The 15,669-nt window shown below is 62.2% G+C and carries 13 protein-coding genes; 7 read left to right on the top strand and 6 right to left on the bottom strand.

All coding sequences use genetic code 11. The features are described 5' to 3' along the window. The 3 genes from QZM35_RS36850 to QZM35_RS36840 all read left to right on the top strand — a co-directional run. A partial coding sequence (locus tag QZM35_RS36850) for a 4Fe-4S dicluster domain-containing protein (protein ID WP_301777728.1) occupies positions 1-482 on the top strand: 482 nt, incomplete at its 5' end. Positions 483-702: 220 nt separating this feature from the next. Next, complete coding sequence (locus tag QZM35_RS36845) at positions 703-1,947, top strand: acetyl-CoA hydrolase/transferase family protein (protein ID WP_301777730.1); 1,245 nt, start codon at positions 703-705, stop codon at positions 1,945-1,947. A 79-nt stretch (positions 1,948-2,026) separates the two neighbouring features. Beyond that, complete coding sequence (locus tag QZM35_RS36840) at positions 2,027-2,740, top strand: nitroreductase (RefSeq protein WP_256977000.1); 714 nt, start codon at positions 2,027-2,029, stop codon at positions 2,738-2,740. Between the two features lie 87 nt (positions 2,741-2,827). Here the strand turns inward: QZM35_RS36840 and QZM35_RS36835 are convergent, their stop codons facing one another. The 6 genes from QZM35_RS36835 to QZM35_RS36810 form a co-directional block, all read right to left on the bottom strand. Then, entirely contained in the window at positions 2,828-3,712 is an 885-nt protein-coding gene (locus tag QZM35_RS36835; protein WP_089434243.1) for an alpha/beta fold hydrolase, read from the bottom strand. A 207-nt stretch (positions 3,713-3,919) separates the two neighbouring features. Next, the gene (locus tag QZM35_RS36830; RefSeq protein WP_301777727.1) at positions 3,920-5,470 is read right to left on the bottom strand and encodes an MFS transporter; all 1,551 of its coding nucleotides are present in this window, start codon (positions 5,468-5,470) and stop codon (positions 3,920-3,922) included. 2 nt (positions 5,471-5,472) lie between these two features. Continuing rightward, on the bottom strand, positions 5,473-5,982 hold the full coding sequence (locus QZM35_RS36825; protein ID WP_301777729.1) for a MerR family transcriptional regulator: 510 nt from the start codon (positions 5,980-5,982) through the stop codon (positions 5,473-5,475). Between the two features lie 254 nt (positions 5,983-6,236). Continuing rightward, positions 6,237-7,697 (bottom strand): aldehyde dehydrogenase, encoded by a 1,461-nt coding sequence (locus tag QZM35_RS36820; protein WP_301777726.1) that lies wholly within the window; start codon positions 7,695-7,697, stop codon positions 6,237-6,239. A gap of 65 nt (positions 7,698-7,762) precedes the next feature. Beyond that, positions 7,763-8,818, bottom strand: a complete 1,056-nt coding sequence (locus QZM35_RS36815) for a zinc-binding dehydrogenase (protein ID WP_089434246.1) — start codon at positions 8,816-8,818, stop codon at positions 7,763-7,765. Positions 8,819-8,929: 111 nt separating this feature from the next. After that, positions 8,930-9,730: an SDR family NAD(P)-dependent oxidoreductase gene (locus QZM35_RS36810; RefSeq protein WP_179255346.1), complete on the bottom strand. Its 801-nt coding sequence runs from the start codon at positions 9,728-9,730 to the stop codon at positions 8,930-8,932. Positions 9,731-10,267: 537 nt separating this feature from the next. Here QZM35_RS36810 and QZM35_RS36805 point away from each other — a divergent pair. The 4 genes from QZM35_RS36805 (at position 10,268) to QZM35_RS36790 (ending at position 15,577) form a co-directional block, all read left to right on the top strand. Beyond that, a complete protein-coding gene (locus QZM35_RS36805) occupies positions 10,268-11,428 on the top strand; it encodes a CaiB/BaiF CoA-transferase family protein (RefSeq protein WP_089434247.1) in 1,161 nt (386 codons plus the stop codon). A 6-nt stretch (positions 11,429-11,434) separates the two neighbouring features. After that, complete coding sequence (locus tag QZM35_RS36800; RefSeq protein ID WP_301777725.1) at positions 11,435-12,724, top strand: CaiB/BaiF CoA-transferase family protein; 1,290 nt, start codon at positions 11,435-11,437, stop codon at positions 12,722-12,724. A gap of 225 nt (positions 12,725-12,949) precedes the next feature. Continuing rightward, on the top strand, positions 12,950-13,864 hold the full coding sequence (locus QZM35_RS36795) for a LysR family transcriptional regulator (protein WP_301777724.1): 915 nt from the start codon (positions 12,950-12,952) through the stop codon (positions 13,862-13,864). A gap of 399 nt (positions 13,865-14,263) precedes the next feature. Further along, positions 14,264-15,577, top strand: coding sequence for an aromatic acid/H+ symport family MFS transporter (locus QZM35_RS36790; protein ID WP_039341342.1), 1,314 nt, complete (start codon positions 14,264-14,266; stop codon positions 15,575-15,577). Positions 15,578-15,669 lie beyond the last annotated feature (92 nt).

Genomic DNA, 15,669 nt, shown 5'->3' with positions numbered 1-15,669 from the left:
AGCAGTGGATGGCGAAGGGCCTGTACCTCGGCACGCTGATGGTCGGGCTGGAGCAGAAGGTGATGGGCGGCAACGTGCCGTGGACGCTGCATCACAAGCATGCGGACCACGAGATGCTGAAGCCGGCGTCGCAATGCCAGCCGATCGAGTATCCGAAGCCGGACGGCAAGCTGACGTTCGATCGCCTCTCGTCGGTGTTCATCTCGAACACGAACCACGAAGAGAACCAGCCGGCGCACCTGACGCTGAAGGATGCGAGCGTGCCGGTGAACGTGAACCTGCGCACGTACGCGGGGCCGGAGGGGCGCTTCTGCCCGGCGGCCGTGTACGAGTTCGTGAAGAACGACGACGGCAGCGATCGCCTGGTGATCAACGCGCAGAACTGCGTGCACTGCAAGACCTGCGACATCAAGGACCCGACGCAGAACATCGTGTGGGTCACGCCGGAAGGCGGTGGCGGGCCGAATTACCCGAACATGTAAACCAAAGTACGGAACGCGGGCCGGGACCGCGTTGACCCCCGCCCGTGGCGGTGCTCGAATCGAGGCAGAGTGCCTCCACCGCTGCCCTGATCATCCCATTCCACATGGACCGTTCCGAACGCGGTGAGCAGCGTCGGAGTCGCGTCTCCGTGACTTTCGAGTTCGTCGACTCATGAACCATGCTGAACCCGTGACCCCGGGACCGTTGAACGAAACCGCCATGGCTGACCGCTGCGAGGCGCTCTCCAGCATCATTCGCTCCGGCGACACCGTGATGTGGGGCCAGTCACACGCCGAGCCGGTCACGCTGATGCGCGCGCTCGTTGCCCAGCGCGAGCATCTGAAGCGGATCCGCGTCTTCCTCGGTATCGGCCTCGCCGACGTACTTGCCCCCGAGCATGCCGACGCATTCGATTTTCTCGCGTACTGCGGGAGCGGATCGAACCGAAAGCTGGCCCGCGCGGGCGTGCTCGACATTCTTCCTGTCCATTACTCGCAGCTGCCCGGGTTGATCCGTTCCGGCGGGTTGCGGATAGATGTCGTGATGCTTCAGGTCTCGCCACCGGACGACCAGGGGCGCTATAGCCTCGGTCTTGCGCGCGAATATCTAGTCGAGGCGGTGAAGCACGCGCGCGCGATTGTCGCCGAGGTGCATCCGGACGTTCCGTGGACTCACGGTGGGCCGTATCTTCGGGCTGACGATATCGATTTGTTGGTGGCATCCGACGCGGTGTTCCCCGAGGCGCCCGTCACGGAACCCGGGCCGGTCGAGCAGGCAATCGGTCGGCATGTCGCATCGATCGTCGAGGACGGTGCGACGTTGCAGACAGGCATCGGCTCGATTCCCGATGCAGTGATGGCGGAACTGCGGGGCAAGCGCGACCTCGGCGTGCATTCGGGAAGCATCGGCGATGGTGTCGCAATGCTCTGCGAGGCCGGTGTCGTCACGAACGCGAAGAAGTCGATCGACAAGGGGGTCACGATCGGCGGGGTCATCATCGGTTCCGCACGGGTACGTCGCTTCGCGCATCGGAATCCCGCGCTCGAGTTGCGCGGTACCGAATACACGCATAACCCGGAAGTGCTCCGCGGAATCGACCGGTTCGTCGCGATCAATTCGGCAGTGGAGGTGGACCTGACCGGGCAGATCAACGCCGAGATGGTTGGCGACACGTATGTCGGCGCCGTCGGCGGTGTCGGCGACTTCCTGCGTGCGGCCCAGCTCAGTCAGGGCGGCGTTCCGATCGTTGCGCTGCCGTCGACGGCGGGGCGGCATAGCCGGATCGTGACGCGATTGTCGGGGCCGGTCACGATACCGAGAAGCGACGGATGCGTGATCGTGACCGAATACGGGATTGCCGATCTGCGTGGCCTGTCTCTCGCCCAGCGTATTCCAAAGATGATTGCAGTCGCACACCCCGATCATCGCGAACGTCTCACACGCGAAGCCTATCCGGGCACCTGAATGACGCGACCACGGGCGACGTGCCGGATTGAGTCGAGGCGCGCCGCCGATAGCGGAGCAATGGAAGGAGAAACACACCATGCAGAAGCGCGCCAATCGCTCGCAGTTGAATGAACGGACCATGGCAGACGTGGAAACGATCCATCGTTTGTCATCGTCACGATTTACTTGTCGCGCCTATTTGCCGGACGCCGTTCCGGCGAGTGTGATCGGCAGCATCGTCGACATCGCTAAACGTTCTGCGTCGTGGTGCAATGTGCAGCCATGGCACGTGGTGGTGACATCCCGCGAGACGACTGATCGATTCCGTGCTGCACTGGTCGACCATGCCGCGCGGCATACCGAGATGGATTCCGATATACCGTTTCCGGCCGAGTACCCCGGTGTCTATGGCGAACGTCGGCGCGAAATCGGATATGCCCTTTACGAGGCGCTCGGTATCGACCGCGAAGACCGCGTCGCCCGTGCCAGACAGGCTGCGGAGAACTTCAGGCTGTTTGGTGCGCCTCACGTGGCGATCCTGACGATGCCCGCCGAACTCGGACAGTACGCAGCCGTCGACAGCGGGGCATTCGTCGCGTCGTTCCTGCTGGCGGCTCGCGCCTATGACGTTGCCACGACGCCCCAGGCAGCGCTCGCAAACCATGCCGGCTTCATTCGAAATTATTTCGGGATCGGAGACGAGCGGAAGTTCGTTTGCGGCATCGGATTCGGTTACGCCGATCTGGCGCATCCCGCCAACGGATTTCGCTCCACCCGGGCAGCAACGAAGGACGTGATGCGGATGGTCTGAGCAGTGACGCGTTCGCCTGCCTCGATTTTGGCCGCATGTGACGGCTCGACCTGCTGAGCCGATTCGATGACAACCCGACAGCGCTAGCTAGACGGGGCGGATGTGGCGACCGAGGAACTGCGCTGCAACCTCGCCGAAGACGTCATTGCGATCGCCAGCCACCATGTGCCCGGCGGCAGGAACGTTGACGTACTCGGCATGGGGGCACAGTTTGAGGAATTCATGCACGCCTGCTTCGCTGACGATGTCGGAATTGCCGCCGCGCACCAGCAACGTCGGCAACTTGAGCCTTCGCGCACACGCGGAATAGCGTGCGTGGCGTCGATCCAGGTCGCGGGGCCACGCGAGAAAATGCGGATCCCAGTTCCAGCGATATCTTCCGTCTCCGTCGTGACGCAGGCTGCGGCTCACGTTGCTTGAAACGAACCCATTTTTTGGATTCCGGCGATACCGCCTGATCGCGTCGACGGCTTCGTCAGGAGATTCGAACCCGTCCGGCCGACGCATCAGCGACTGCAGACGGACGACACCGTGCGGCTCGACACACGGCGCAATGTTGACGAGCACCAGTGCAGCTGCATCAAGAAAGCCTTCCCCGACTGCGAGCAAGCTCGTGCCACCTCCCAGGCCGGCGCCGACGAGCATCGGTCGTCGGCCGTCGAAGAGCGTCGCGACGCGTTCGAGATCGCGGACCATCGCGATCTGACTGTAGTTGCCGGTCGGCGACCAATCCGATTCACCATGGCCTCTTGCGTCGAAGGCAACGGCATGAAAGCCGGCCGCGCCGAGCGCGTGGCCGATTCCGCTCCACGCATGACGCGTTTGCCCGCTGCTGTGCAGCAGGATGACGGGTGCGCCGAGCGGGTCGCCCCACGATTCGCCGGCGAGCCTCAGGCCGTCAGCACTTGTCCAGGTGTGAGTCCTGCCCTTCGAGCACGAAGGGCAGGTTTCCTCTTTCATCGAAATCGTCATGATTGCACCGCTTCAGCATTACGTAACCATTCGCCACCGATCAGGCATCGTGAGCCATCGAGGCGCTCGGATCCCGCGTTCTCGGCCCGGAATCCAGATCGACTGCTATTGCCCATCGTGATCGCCGAGCATTCTGTAAGTTTGACGCCGTGGAAAGTTGCGTCAATCTCGGCGCGCGGAACGTTCCGTACTGCGGTCACGCCCGCGTCACTTTATCTGCCGCTGAACGAGTGCAATGACGGCGCCGGCCAGGGAAATGATTGCAATCACGTAGAAGCAGTCCAGTACGCTCATGAAGCTCGCCTGATGCGCTGCCATGCGCGCGAATTCTCCGAGGGCCGCACCTTCGGCCTGCGCGGTATTCATGCCGCGCTCGGCGAACGCATGAGCCATCGACTGCAGCGCGTTCTCGAAGACCGGGTTGTAAGGGGATGCAAACTCCGCCAGGCGGGTTTGATGGAGCGCGAGGCGGTGCTGATCCAGGATGATGATGGACGCGGTCGATAGCGAGTATGCAAGCTGCTTGACGATATTCTTCAGTCGGTAGCCGTGCGTAAATTCGTGATCCGGGAAAATCTGGAACGCGACGTTTCCGTTCGGCAGAGCGATGAACATCAACAGGAAGCCGCGCACGATCAGCGGTGCCAGGAGCCACGACACACTCACATCGGGCGGGAGGTGGATAAACCACACGGCGATGAACGTAGCCATCAGGAATCCCGGAACGATCAACAGCTTCTTGCGCGTCACGAACTTCGCGTATCGGAAATACAAGAACGCCACGACGATCGACGACAGCGACGTGAATCCGACGATTCGGCCCGCATTCTCCACCGGGTAGCCGAGGCCACCTTCGAGCAGTCTCGATATCAGATAGCCGATTGCATTCGTGATGTAGTAGTAGAACGCATAGAGCACGATGGCGACTCTGAAGGGTCCTTCTCGCAATGCGCTCAACCGAATGAGCGGTTTGGGGTGGTTCCATTGCTGCCAGGCCACCCAACCGAGCGCGAGCAGGCCCGCTGCGGTAAGGAGCAACAGTATCGGCGACGTGCTGAACAGCTCGAAGCGGACCTGCTGAGCGACGATCTGCAGCGCACCGAGGGCGAGCGCGAAAATCAGGTAGGGCCAGAGGTGCGTATCGCTGCGCAGTGCCGGTTGGCGCTTGCCGATATGCGGGACGACCAGGAACGCAAATACGGCCAGTGCGAGTCCGGCGACCGTCGTGCAGAGAAAGAGCGCATGCCAGCCAAAGTTCGCAATGAGCAAGCCGCCGGCCAGCGGAGCAAGGGCGCTCGCCAACAGGATGATCATCAGGAACAGGCGGGTCGCCGGCGGGCGATTCTTGGGCGAGAAGCCGGTCTGCAAGAGAATCCGGCACGTACCCAGCATCGGCCCGATGAAATAGGCCTGAAAGCCTCGTGCCATCGCCAGTTGAAATGAAGTCACGCTGAGCGATGCCGCCAGTGAGCCGATCGCGAACATCAACAGGCAGCCGCTGAGGTATCGGCGGAACCCGATTCGCTCGATCAACCATTGCTGTTGAAGAATGCCCAGTACCGATGCGACAGCATATGCAGACGACGACCACACCAGTTCGTCCGGCGGTACGTTGATCCCGCCGGCCACGTAGCTGCTGAAAAACGAGAAGGCGGTATTGTCGAAGTAGTCGAGTCCGACCGACAACGCGATGGCCCAGGGAAAAAGGTCATGACGAAGATGACGGTACGTCAGCGACCGTGCGCGGGAGAACGCCATGATCACGATTCTCCGTTGCCAGACCCGGACGAGGCGGAACGACGCTCGCGAGCGGCGAGACGTTCACCTTCGAGCACTGCCGCAGGGGTGCCGGCGAGTCGTCGCCGCAAGTACTCGAGGTCGTCGTTCAGCTCGTTGCGCAGTGTCTCCGCGTCTTTCAATTCACGTCGGACCTGCACGATCCGGGCGTTCAGGCGGGTGATCTGCTCAGCAAGACCTGACGAGATCTCGTGCAACGACTCGGCGGAATACTGCCTGCGGCCGTCGGACTCGATCGCCAGTGGCTGCTTGAGCATTTCGGTGATGCCGTGCAGCGAGAACCCGAGCGAGCGCAGTCGCAGGATCCGTCCGAGCTTGTCGAGATCGGCAGCGCTGTAGAGCCGGTACCTTCCGTTGCTCCTGGCTGGAATCACCAGGCCGAGTTCCTCGTAATACTTCAGGGTGCGGGGCGTCACGGCCAGCTGACGGGCGGCCTCGCGTATCGCGACGAGTGGTGAATTCCTGGCTTGCATCGAATGAAAGAGGGGGAGGGCAGTTGCCCGCGCATACCGATTCACGCGGCGCGCGTGGGCGCTGCATGGAACGTCAACGTATGCGTACAGGTTGGGCGAAAATGAAGCGCCGACATTCCGTCGGCGCTTCGCTGAGTCGAACTGGCGTGTCGAGAGGAGCGCGGTCGATCCGCCACGCGGAATCCGGGAGCCGAGCTACCAATCGAATCTGTTACCCGTGTCGATGTGCGATCCGAGCGGGAACAGCCGGTCCGTCAAGCCATGACGATGGTCTTCGATTCCATGAACGCGGTCAGCCCTTCGACGCCGCCTTCACGCCCGATGCCGGACTGCTTGAATCCGCCGAAGCCGATCGAAAAATCGGTGCGCGGGCCATTGTGGCCGACCGTCCCCGAGCGGATCTGGCGTGCCACGTGCAACGCACGGGTGCTATCGTTCGTGAACACCGCGGCATTCAGGCCAAACGGGGTGTCGTTCGCCATCCGGATCGCGCTGGCTTCGTCGTCGGCGGGAATGACGCTCAATACCGGGCCGAAGATCTCGTCCTGAGCGATCGTCGAACGGTTGTCCACGTTGCCGAATACCGTCGGCTCGAAGAAGAACCCGCGCTGCAAGCCGGCCGGACGTTTGCCGCCGGCTGCCAACGTTGCGCCTTCCTCGATGCCCTTTGCGACGAACCGCTCGACGGTCTCTCGCTGCCGCGCGCTCGCAAGCGGGCCGGAGGTCGTCTCCGGCGCAAAAGGATCGCCGACGACGATCTGTTTGGCGATGTTCGATAATGCCTCGACCATCGCATCGTGCTTCGCACGAGGCACGATCACTCGCGTCAGGCTGTGGCAGATCTGCCCGGTGTTGTAGCCGAAATAGGACGGCCCGAGGATGTTTGCCGCGGCTTCGACATCGAAATCATCGAGAATCACGGCGGGCGATTTGCCGCCAAGTTCGAGCGTGACGCGCGCGACGCGATCGCCGGCAATGGAAGCGATCCGGCGGCCGGCGCCTGTCGATCCCGTGAACGTGATCTTGTCGACGCCGGGATGGCGAACCAGTTCCTCGGATACGTCCCGATCGGCCGTCACGACATTGATCACACCGGGCGGCAAACCGATTTCTTCGCAGATCTCGGCGAACAGGTAGGCCGAGCAGGGCGCTTCGGGCGACGACTTGATCACCAGTGTGCAACCTGCGAGTAGCGCCGGCGCGGTCTTGTACGCCATCAACCCGGCAGGACCGTTCCACGGAATGATTTCCCCGACGACGCCGACCGGCTCGTAGACGCGATAGCCGAGATTGCCGGTAACCGACCGGTGCTCCTCGACGAACGGGAAGGTCGACGCCATTGCTGCGTACTGGCGAAATGCGCCGCTGATGAACAGCCCGATACGCGGCTGGGCGATCTTGTACACGATCCCGGTCTCGATCGACCAGATGCGCGCGAAATCGTCGTTCAGCGCTTCCAGCCGTTCCGCGAACTTCTCGAGATAGACCGCGCGTTCCTGCGGCGTCATGCGGGGCCACGGGCCGTTGTCGAATGCGTCACGCGCCGCGGTGATTGCACGCTGCATGTCGGCCGACGCGGCTTTTGCCACGGTCGCCACGACTTCTTCCGTCGCGCAGTCGAGCACATCGAACGTTTCGGCGGTGGACGGTGCCACCCATTGCCCGCCGATGTAGAACGCTCGGGGATGCTTGAGGTCGATCGTTCTCTTGGTCATCTAATTCTCCATGGCCGTCTTCGACGGCGCTTTCCAAATTACGGACGGCACGGGTGTGCGTGCCGTCAAAATACGATGACGCCCTTGCCACTCGTTTGTTGGTTGAAGTGTGCGTAGGCTTCACCGGCTTGCTCGAGACGCCACTCTTCGGTAAAGAGCTTGTCTACCTCGACACCGTGATCGGCGATGAAGTGGGCACAGTCCTTCATGCCGACTTCGGAGAAGGTGAAGGAGCCGATCAGCGTTCTTTGCTTGCCGATCAGGTCTTTCATTGCATCGATGGTCAGGTTCCCGCCGACCGCGACGAGAACGACACGCCCCCATACTTTCGTGCTGCGAATCGCCTGCGCGCGCGGCAGTTCACCACCGGCACATTCGACTGCACAGGACACGCCTTTTCCGCCCGTCAGCTTGTGGATCTCCTCGACCGGGTCGACCTTGCTGGCGTCGATGCCATGTGTGACGCCGAATGCTTTCGAGCGCTCGACGCGATTCGGGTTGATATCGATGCCGATCACCTCGATACCCATCGCGGCGGCGAGTTGAGCGGTGGAGAGGCCGACAGGGCCGAGGCCATAGACGGCAAGCGTGTCACGCGCGCTGATATCCAGACGCAGCAGCGCGCCGTATGCCGTGCCGGTGCCGCACGAGATGGCCGCACCGCCCTTGAACGACACTTCCTGCGGCAGATGGACCAGGGACGATACCGGTACCTTCATGTAGTTCGCATGCCCGCCGTGACTCAGCACGCCGTAGATGCGCGCGCCGCGATCGCACAGTTGGGTCCAGCCTGTCCGGCAGTGGTCGCAGCAGCTGCAACCCGCGTAATGAAAGACCATGACCCGGTCGCCGACCCGGAACGTTGCGGGATCGACGCCCGGGCCGACCGCGGCCACGACGCCGCACGGTTCATGACCGCCGATGACCTGGTCGGATTCCATCCGGTCGCGCATGCCTAGCATGCTCAACGATTCCGCCATCCCGTGGCGGTAATAGTGAAGGTCGGTTCCGCACATGCCGGACGCCTTCATTTCGATGACTGCTTCGCCGTATCCCGGAACGGGATCGTCGAAGTTGAGGACGTCGACCTTGCAATTTCCCTGAAAGACCATGCCGCGCATGATAGTTCTCCAAATCTGGTGCGTAGGCTCGGTGCGGGCGCTGCAGCGCTTGCGCGAGGCGTCAATGTTCCGATGCCGGCGCGGTAAGCTCACGCACGACCCGTGGCGCGATCAATGAATGGTCAGTCCGCCCGTCGGGCTCAGCGTTGCGCCTGTCAGGTAGGCCGATTCGTCCGATGCGAGGAACGCGACGACCTGACCGATATCCGTGGGCGCCGCTACGCCGAGCGGGCAGCCGGCGACGACCTTTTCGTATTGTTTGCGGTGTTGTTCCGATACCTTGCTGTCGGCACCGAACACGGCGTCCCACGACGGGCTGTCGCGCACAACCGTCACGCAAACGCAGTTGACCCGGATCTTGTCGCGCGCCAGTTCCTTGGCGATGACTTTGCTGGCGCGAATCAGGCCGCCGGCAAATGTCGAAACGGCCGTTTGGCCCGGGGTGGGGACCCGGCCGCCTTCCGAGGTCACGAAGATCACGCTGCCGCCGCCACGAGGGCGCATGTACGGCAACGCAGCCTGCACCGGAAAGAGCTTGGCGGCCGTATTCTCGGCAACCAGCGCCGCAACGCGTGCGAGGTCGATATTGGCGAATGCGCCCCGAACCTGGGGAGACCGCGCCTCGTCGTCATTGCCGCCGGCATTGGCGACGACAATGTCGATGCCGCCATGGCGACGGGCGGTCTCCGCGGCTAACGCGTCCATATCGTCTTTCGATCGCACGTCTCCCGACAGGAAATCCGCAATGCCGCCAGCCTGCCGGAGCTGGGCGAGGACCGACTCTGCCTTCGCTGCATTTCGCCCGCTGATCACGACTGTTGCGCCGCGCGCTGCGAGCTGCAACGCGATGCCTTTGCCGATCCCACCGGTGCCGCCGGTGACGATGGCTACTTTCCCTTCAAGACTGCTCATCGAAATTGCCTTCAAATCATGGAGAAGTTCGTTCGAGCTCGCCTGTCGGTCGGATATGCACGACATTGCGATTCGTGCGAATCCGGCTGGCGGATCGAGAAGTCTGGCGGCGAGAGGTAAATGACCTCCGCGGCGCGCCGTATATCTGCCTGGGCAATAGTAGGTACGGAGCGGCGGTAATTCGAGTGACGTTTTTCGAATGCGGAGTTGCTTATTTTCGAATCTGGCTTTCGTCGAGCCCCGGCATGGCAGACGAATGGCTGTCTGACCCGTCGATCGACGCGTGAAACTCGAGTTGCTCTCAACTGGCAGTGCGGCACCGCGTTCGCGAAACCGCAACGCCGCTTTCGCGAATCTGCATTTGTACGAGGCGGTGGGCGCCCCTAGGATTGACCGAGCTGGCGGGCTTCGTTCGGCAACGAGTAGCCCCGGCAAATTGCCGACGCGCATGGTGCGTCGCTTTCCGAGGCAGGCAGTGGCTCGGATACAAGAGGCGGGGTAGCGATACTCGATCCCGCAAAAAAATCGGAGACAAATTTGCAACGCTGCAAAGGCCAAGGCCCGTTGGCGGGTCTCAAGGTGGTCGAGATCGGCGGCATCGGACCGTTGCCGTTCTGCGCCATGCTGCTCGCCGATCTCGGCGCCGATGTATTGCGAATCGACCGTATCGTGCCGTCGGACAGCGGTGTTTTGCTGGAAAGCCGGTTCGACCTGTTGCGTCGTAGCCGCCGCTCGATCGCGATGGATCTGAAGAATGGCGCGGCAGTCGAGGTGATCCTTCGCCTGGTCGAGGGCGCAGACGCCGTCATCGAAGGTTTTCGTCCCGGGGTGGCCGAACGGCTTGGCGTTGGCCCGGACGACTGTCTCGCGGTCAATCCGAAGGTCGTCTACGGCCGCATGACGGGCTGGGGACAGGACGGCCCGCTCGCGGACGCGCCCGGCCATGACCTCAACTACATCGGATTGACCGGCGCGCTCCATTCCATCGGCTCCGAAAACGGCCCGCCGGTGCCACCGCTCAATCTCGTCGGAGATTTTGGCGGCGGCTCGCTTTATCTTGCGCTGGGGGTCGTCAGTGCGATGCTCGAGGCCCGGAGCTCCGGACAGGGGCAGGTGGTCGACGCGGCCATGGTCGACGGCTCCGCGTCGCTGATGACCCTGATATACGGGATGCATGCCGGCAACGCATGGATCGACCGGCGAGGCTCGAATCGGCTGGATTCAGGCGCGCCCTGGTATCAGGTCTATGAAACGAGCGACGGCCGCTACGTATCGCTCGCATCCAACGAGCCGCGCTTTTATCGCGAGACGCTGACCCTGCTCGGCGTGGCCGACGAACCGCTTCCGAAGCAGCACGATACGGACGGATGGCCGCTGCTGCGCGCACGCTTTGCCGAGATATTCAGGCAGAAGACCCGGGACGAGTGGTGCAACCTCGCAGCCGGAACCAACGTGTGCATTGCGCCGGTGCTCTCATTGACGGAAGCACCGAAGCATCCGCACAACGTCGCACGAGCAACGTTTCAGGAAGTGGCCGGCGTGGTACAGCCTGGCCCGGCACCGCGCTTCAGCCGCACGCCAGGTGCGATCCAGCGGCCCCCCGCCCGGATCGGCGAGCATACGGACGAAGCGTTGCTCGACTGGGGGTTTGCTCAACATGAGATTGATGCGCTGCGCAATCGAGAGGCGATTCGGTGAGCGCGCGTGGACGATTCCAAAGATGAACGAAAAGGAGATGTGATGGAGGAGACAATTCATGATTCGCGTGTCGGAACGAAGATAGGTGGCGATCGGCCGTTGGCCGGCATTCGGGTACTCACCGTCGAAAACTTCATCGCGGCGCCGTTTGCTTCGATGTGGTTGGCGGATGCCGGCGCGGAAGTCGTCAAGATCGAGACGCGCGAGGGCGGCGATTTTTCCCGTAGCACGAATCCTGTCAAACAGGACGCGGACGGTAAGCCGAGCGGCCTCGCTTTTCTGCGGGCGAATCGAAACAAGAAGAGCGTCACGCTCGATCTCAAACACCCGGAAGGCCGGCGCATCTTCACCGAACTCGCCGCGCAAGCCGATGTCGTGATCGAGAATCTGCGGCCGAACGTGATGGACCGGATGGGGCTCGGGTATGCGGACCTGAGCAAGATCAATCCACGCTTGATCTACGGCGCCATTTCCGGGTTCGGACACGACGACATACTGCCCAGTCCGTACGGTGACTTCCCGGCGTTCGATATCGTGGGACAGGCGATGAGCGGGCTGATGTATCGTCCCGAGCGGAGCGACGACCGACCGACCTATCTGGGCTTCTCGCTCGCCGATATCGAGTGCGGGATCCTGGCGCTCTATGGCGTCGTGCTCGCGCTCCTGCATCGGCATACGACAGGCAAGGGCAAAAAAATCGACATCTCGATGGTCGATGCGTCGTTGATCCTGAACGAAATCTCCGTCGCGATGTATTCGGCAACGAAGCGGACGTCGCCCCCCGGGGTACACGCAGTCACCGCGCCGTTCGGAACCTATCGTGCGAAGGACGGGTACATCGTCATTGCGGTACTGGGCGAACACATATGGAAGCGCTTCGCGGAAGTCATCGGCCGCCCGAATCTGCCGGATGATCCGAGATTTGCCGACGGCATGTTGCGCAAGCAGCATCTGGACGACCTGAATGTCGAGATCGACGCATGGCTCGCGGATCGACCACGCGAAACGGCACTGGCCGAGCTGCGCGCGGGCGGCGTGCCTTGCGCCAACGTGAACGACGTGCCGGACCTGTTCGAATGTCCGCACGTTGCTGCACGGAAGATGCTCATGACGCTCGACGACCCGGTATGGGGCCCCATTCAGGTGGCCGGCAACCCGGTCAAGATGTCGGATGTTCCGGAACCGGAAGCCAAGACGCCGCCGCGTCTGGGCGAGCACAACGCGAACGTCCTGCACGGGTGGTTGGGTATGGACGACGGTGAAATCGGAAAATTGCGGGAAATGAACGTGATCTGAATCCGGTGAACCGATGGCGCGTGTGCGCTTCGCACCGATCGTCTCATGCGCCGCACAACGTCGGGGCGACCTCTGCTTCTCGACTCCCCTGGGGATATGACCGATATCGCCGAGGCTGTCCCGGTCGCCTCTTCTTCGACTCCCAATTGACGCCCGATCACCCCCGGCTTAGTCTCTATGGCTCAATTCAGCAATCCCGCCGAGCGAGAAGACCAAGGAGAGGACATGGCCGGGCTCAGTCTCCACAATCTGACGAGACGCGTCGACCTTTTCACGTTGCGGTTGTTTCTCACCGTCGTGGAGGAGCAGCAGATGCGACGCGCGGCGGTGAGGGAGAACATCACGCCGTCAGCTGCGACGAGGCGGATCCAGGATCTCGAAGAGATTGCGGGCATCGACCTGTTCGAGCGATTGCCGACCGGCATGGTCCCGAGCGCTGCTGGCGAGGTGCTGGCCCGTCACGTGCGTTTGCTGTTCGAGAATCTCGACGTGATGCGGCGCGAGGTGGCCGAGTTCACCGAAGGCGTACGCGGTCATATCCGCATCGGCTCCACCAGCACGATCATCGTCCAGTTTCTGGCGCGCGAGATCGCCGAGTTCACGCGGGACTTTCCCTTCGTCGACATCGAGTTGCAGGAGGATGCAAATACCAACGTGGTGGGTGCCGTCGTGGCCGGCAAGGCCGACGTGGCGATGTTCTATGCCACCGACGACATCGACCGAAATGCACTGGAGATCATTGAGTTTCGTACCGATCGTCTCGTTGCCGTCGTGCCGAAAGGGCACAGCCTGGGGGAGCGCGCCAGCGTAACGACAGCGGATCTCCTCGAGCAGAACGTGATCGGCATCTCTGCGACCACTTCGATGATGACCCAGCTGCGAAATGCAGCCGCCGCGCTGGGACGCGAACTGGATGTGAAGTATCGGGTCAGCACGATCGAGGCGGCTCGCAGCCTGGTCAAGGCAGGGCTGGGCGTGATGATCCAGCCCGAGAGCATGCTGCCGGTCGAGGACCTCAACAAGGTGACGCTCGTGGCGCTGGACGAACCATGGGCATTGCGCCGGCTCTGCATCGGGACGAGGCGTGGCGATTCACTGACGGCAGCAACGAGGGCGTTCGTTGCCCGGTTCACTGACTGATAGCGGCGGTTCCAATGACACGCCGCGCCGACATTCGCGCGGTGCGGCGTGCTGTGCCGTTCGTGCGATGTCCCCTCACGATTTGCCCGGCAATATCTCCCACACCGCTGAATAAAGCATTTCCTTCAATAGGCCGTGTCGTCGAGACGGTATCGTCGCGACCGTCGACAAGACTAGTCGTGCTGCTTCCAATCGATGAATTCGTCCATCGGCACGTTGCCATATACCTGCCGTGCCTCGCGCGCACGGCGCTTTTGATCACACGAAAGTTGATTCGAATCCGCCGAATCGCCGCTTCGAAATCCGTCACTTGGTCGATAAATTTCGCATCCCTATAGTGGGCGAGAAGATAAAAAAACCCGGTCGTGAACGGGAATTCGTGAGTAAAAAGGAGACAACGTGAACGCATCATCCATTCGGACTCGCAGCAGCCTGTTCGTAGTCGTCTTGTGCTTTCTAACGATCGCCGTCGACGGTTACGATCTCATCGTCTACGGCGCAACGGTGTCGTCCCTGTTCGCGGAGCCCGGATGGGGGTTGAGCGCATCCGGTGCGGGAATGATCGGGAGCTGGACACTGGCCGGGCTGATGCTGGGCCTGTTCGGCGCCGGCTCCCTGTCCGATCGCATCGGCCGCCGGAAACTGATCATGGCCGGCGTGCTCTGGTTTTCCATCGGTTCGCTGCTATGCGCAGTGGCTCATTCCCCGACGCAACTGGGTTTTGCCCGTTTCCTCACGGGCATCGGGTTGGGGAGTGTGGTGCCTTCGTCGGTGGCACTGAGTATCGAGTACGCGCCTCGCAATCGCCGCCAGCTGTATAGCGCACTCGCGCTGACGGGCTATGCGATCGGCGGCGTCGTGTGTGCGCTGCTGGCGATGTCGTTGCTGCAGAGTCACGGATGGCGGGTGCTCTATGCCGCCGGCGCGGTGTACGTCGTCATCCTGCCGGTCATGTATTTTTTCCTGCCGGAGTCGGTCAATTTTCTGGTCGACAGCAATCGAATGGACGAAGCGCGAGAACTGGCGACCCGCTATTCGATCGACTTCGAGCGTGTCCTGGCTGACAGCGCCAGCCAGCGTCAGCTTCAATCCGCATCCAGCGAACTGCGCGGCTTCAAGCTCGCGATGTCGTCGGACTGGCGGTCCGCGGTGCTGCTGTTCGCGGTCGTGTGTTTCTGTGGCCAGATCGTCGTCTATGGAATGAATGTCTGGCTTCCGACGCTGATGCGCAAGGCCGGGTATCCGCTCGGATCGTCGCTGCAGTTTCTTCTGGTGATGCAATTCGGCGCCGCCGTGGGCAATCTGTGTGGCGCGTGGCTGGCCGATCGTTTCGGATCCCGCAAGATACTGATTTCCCTTTTTGCCATTTGCGCAATTTCGTTGCTGGTCATGAGCCAGAAGCCGGATTACATCTGGTTGATGCTCGCCGTGTTCGGTTCAGGTCTGGGTTCGATCGGATCGACAACGCTCGGCTACGGCTACATTGCCGCGTACTTCCCCGCATCCTGCCGCGGCTCAGCCATCGGCACAGCCCAAGGTCTGGGGCGGATCGGCTCGGTGCTGGGGCCGATGATCGGTGGGTGGGTTGTCGGGTCGACCCTGGGACATCAGTGGAATTTCTACGTGTTCGCGATTCCGTCCGTGATTGCCGCCATCATGGTGACCCAAATACCGAAAAAGACGCGTGTGGACGTGTCGTTGGCGAAGGCCTGATCCGACGTTGCCGTCTCGACGCGCGGCCGCGCACGGCGGCGTATGCACGCCCCGTCGACTGCAGGCTCGGCGACAGGTGCATGCTCGGTAGC

Source organism: Burkholderia sp. AU45274 (assembly GCF_030482505.1).
Taxonomy (GTDB): domain Bacteria; phylum Pseudomonadota; class Gammaproteobacteria; order Burkholderiales; family Burkholderiaceae; genus Burkholderia.
Note: the sequence above shows the minus strand (reverse complement) of the source record. Positions and strands in the feature narration are given on the sequence as shown.

Bases quoted from the DNA above. Each gene is read 5' to 3' on its own strand.
- QZM35_RS36845 (WP_301777730.1), top strand. From the start codon at position 703: ATGGCTGACCGCTGCGAGGCGCTCTCCAGCATCATTCGCTCCGGCGAC.
- QZM35_RS36840 (WP_256977000.1), top strand. From the start codon at position 2,027: ATGCAGAAGCGCGCCAATCGCTCGCAGTTGAATGAACGGACCATGGCA.
- QZM35_RS36835 (WP_089434243.1), bottom strand. From the start codon at position 3,712: ATGACGATTTCGATGAAAGAGGAAACCTGCCCTTCGTGCTCGAAGGGC.
- QZM35_RS36830 (WP_301777727.1), bottom strand. From the start codon at position 5,470: ATGGCGTTCTCCCGCGCACGGTCGCTGACGTACCGTCATCTTCGTCAT.
- QZM35_RS36825 (WP_301777729.1), bottom strand. From the start codon at position 5,982: ATGCAAGCCAGGAATTCACCACTCGTCGCGATACGCGAGGCCGCCCGT.
- QZM35_RS36820 (WP_301777726.1), bottom strand. From the start codon at position 7,697: ATGACCAAGAGAACGATCGACCTCAAGCATCCCCGAGCGTTCTACATC.
- QZM35_RS36815 (WP_089434246.1), bottom strand. From the start codon at position 8,818: ATGCGCGGCATGGTCTTTCAGGGAAATTGCAAGGTCGACGTCCTCAAC.
- QZM35_RS36810 (WP_179255346.1), bottom strand. From the start codon at position 9,730: ATGAGCAGTCTTGAAGGGAAAGTAGCCATCGTCACCGGCGGCACCGGT.
- QZM35_RS36795 (WP_301777724.1), top strand. From the start codon at position 12,950: ATGGCCGGGCTCAGTCTCCACAATCTGACGAGACGCGTCGACCTTTTC.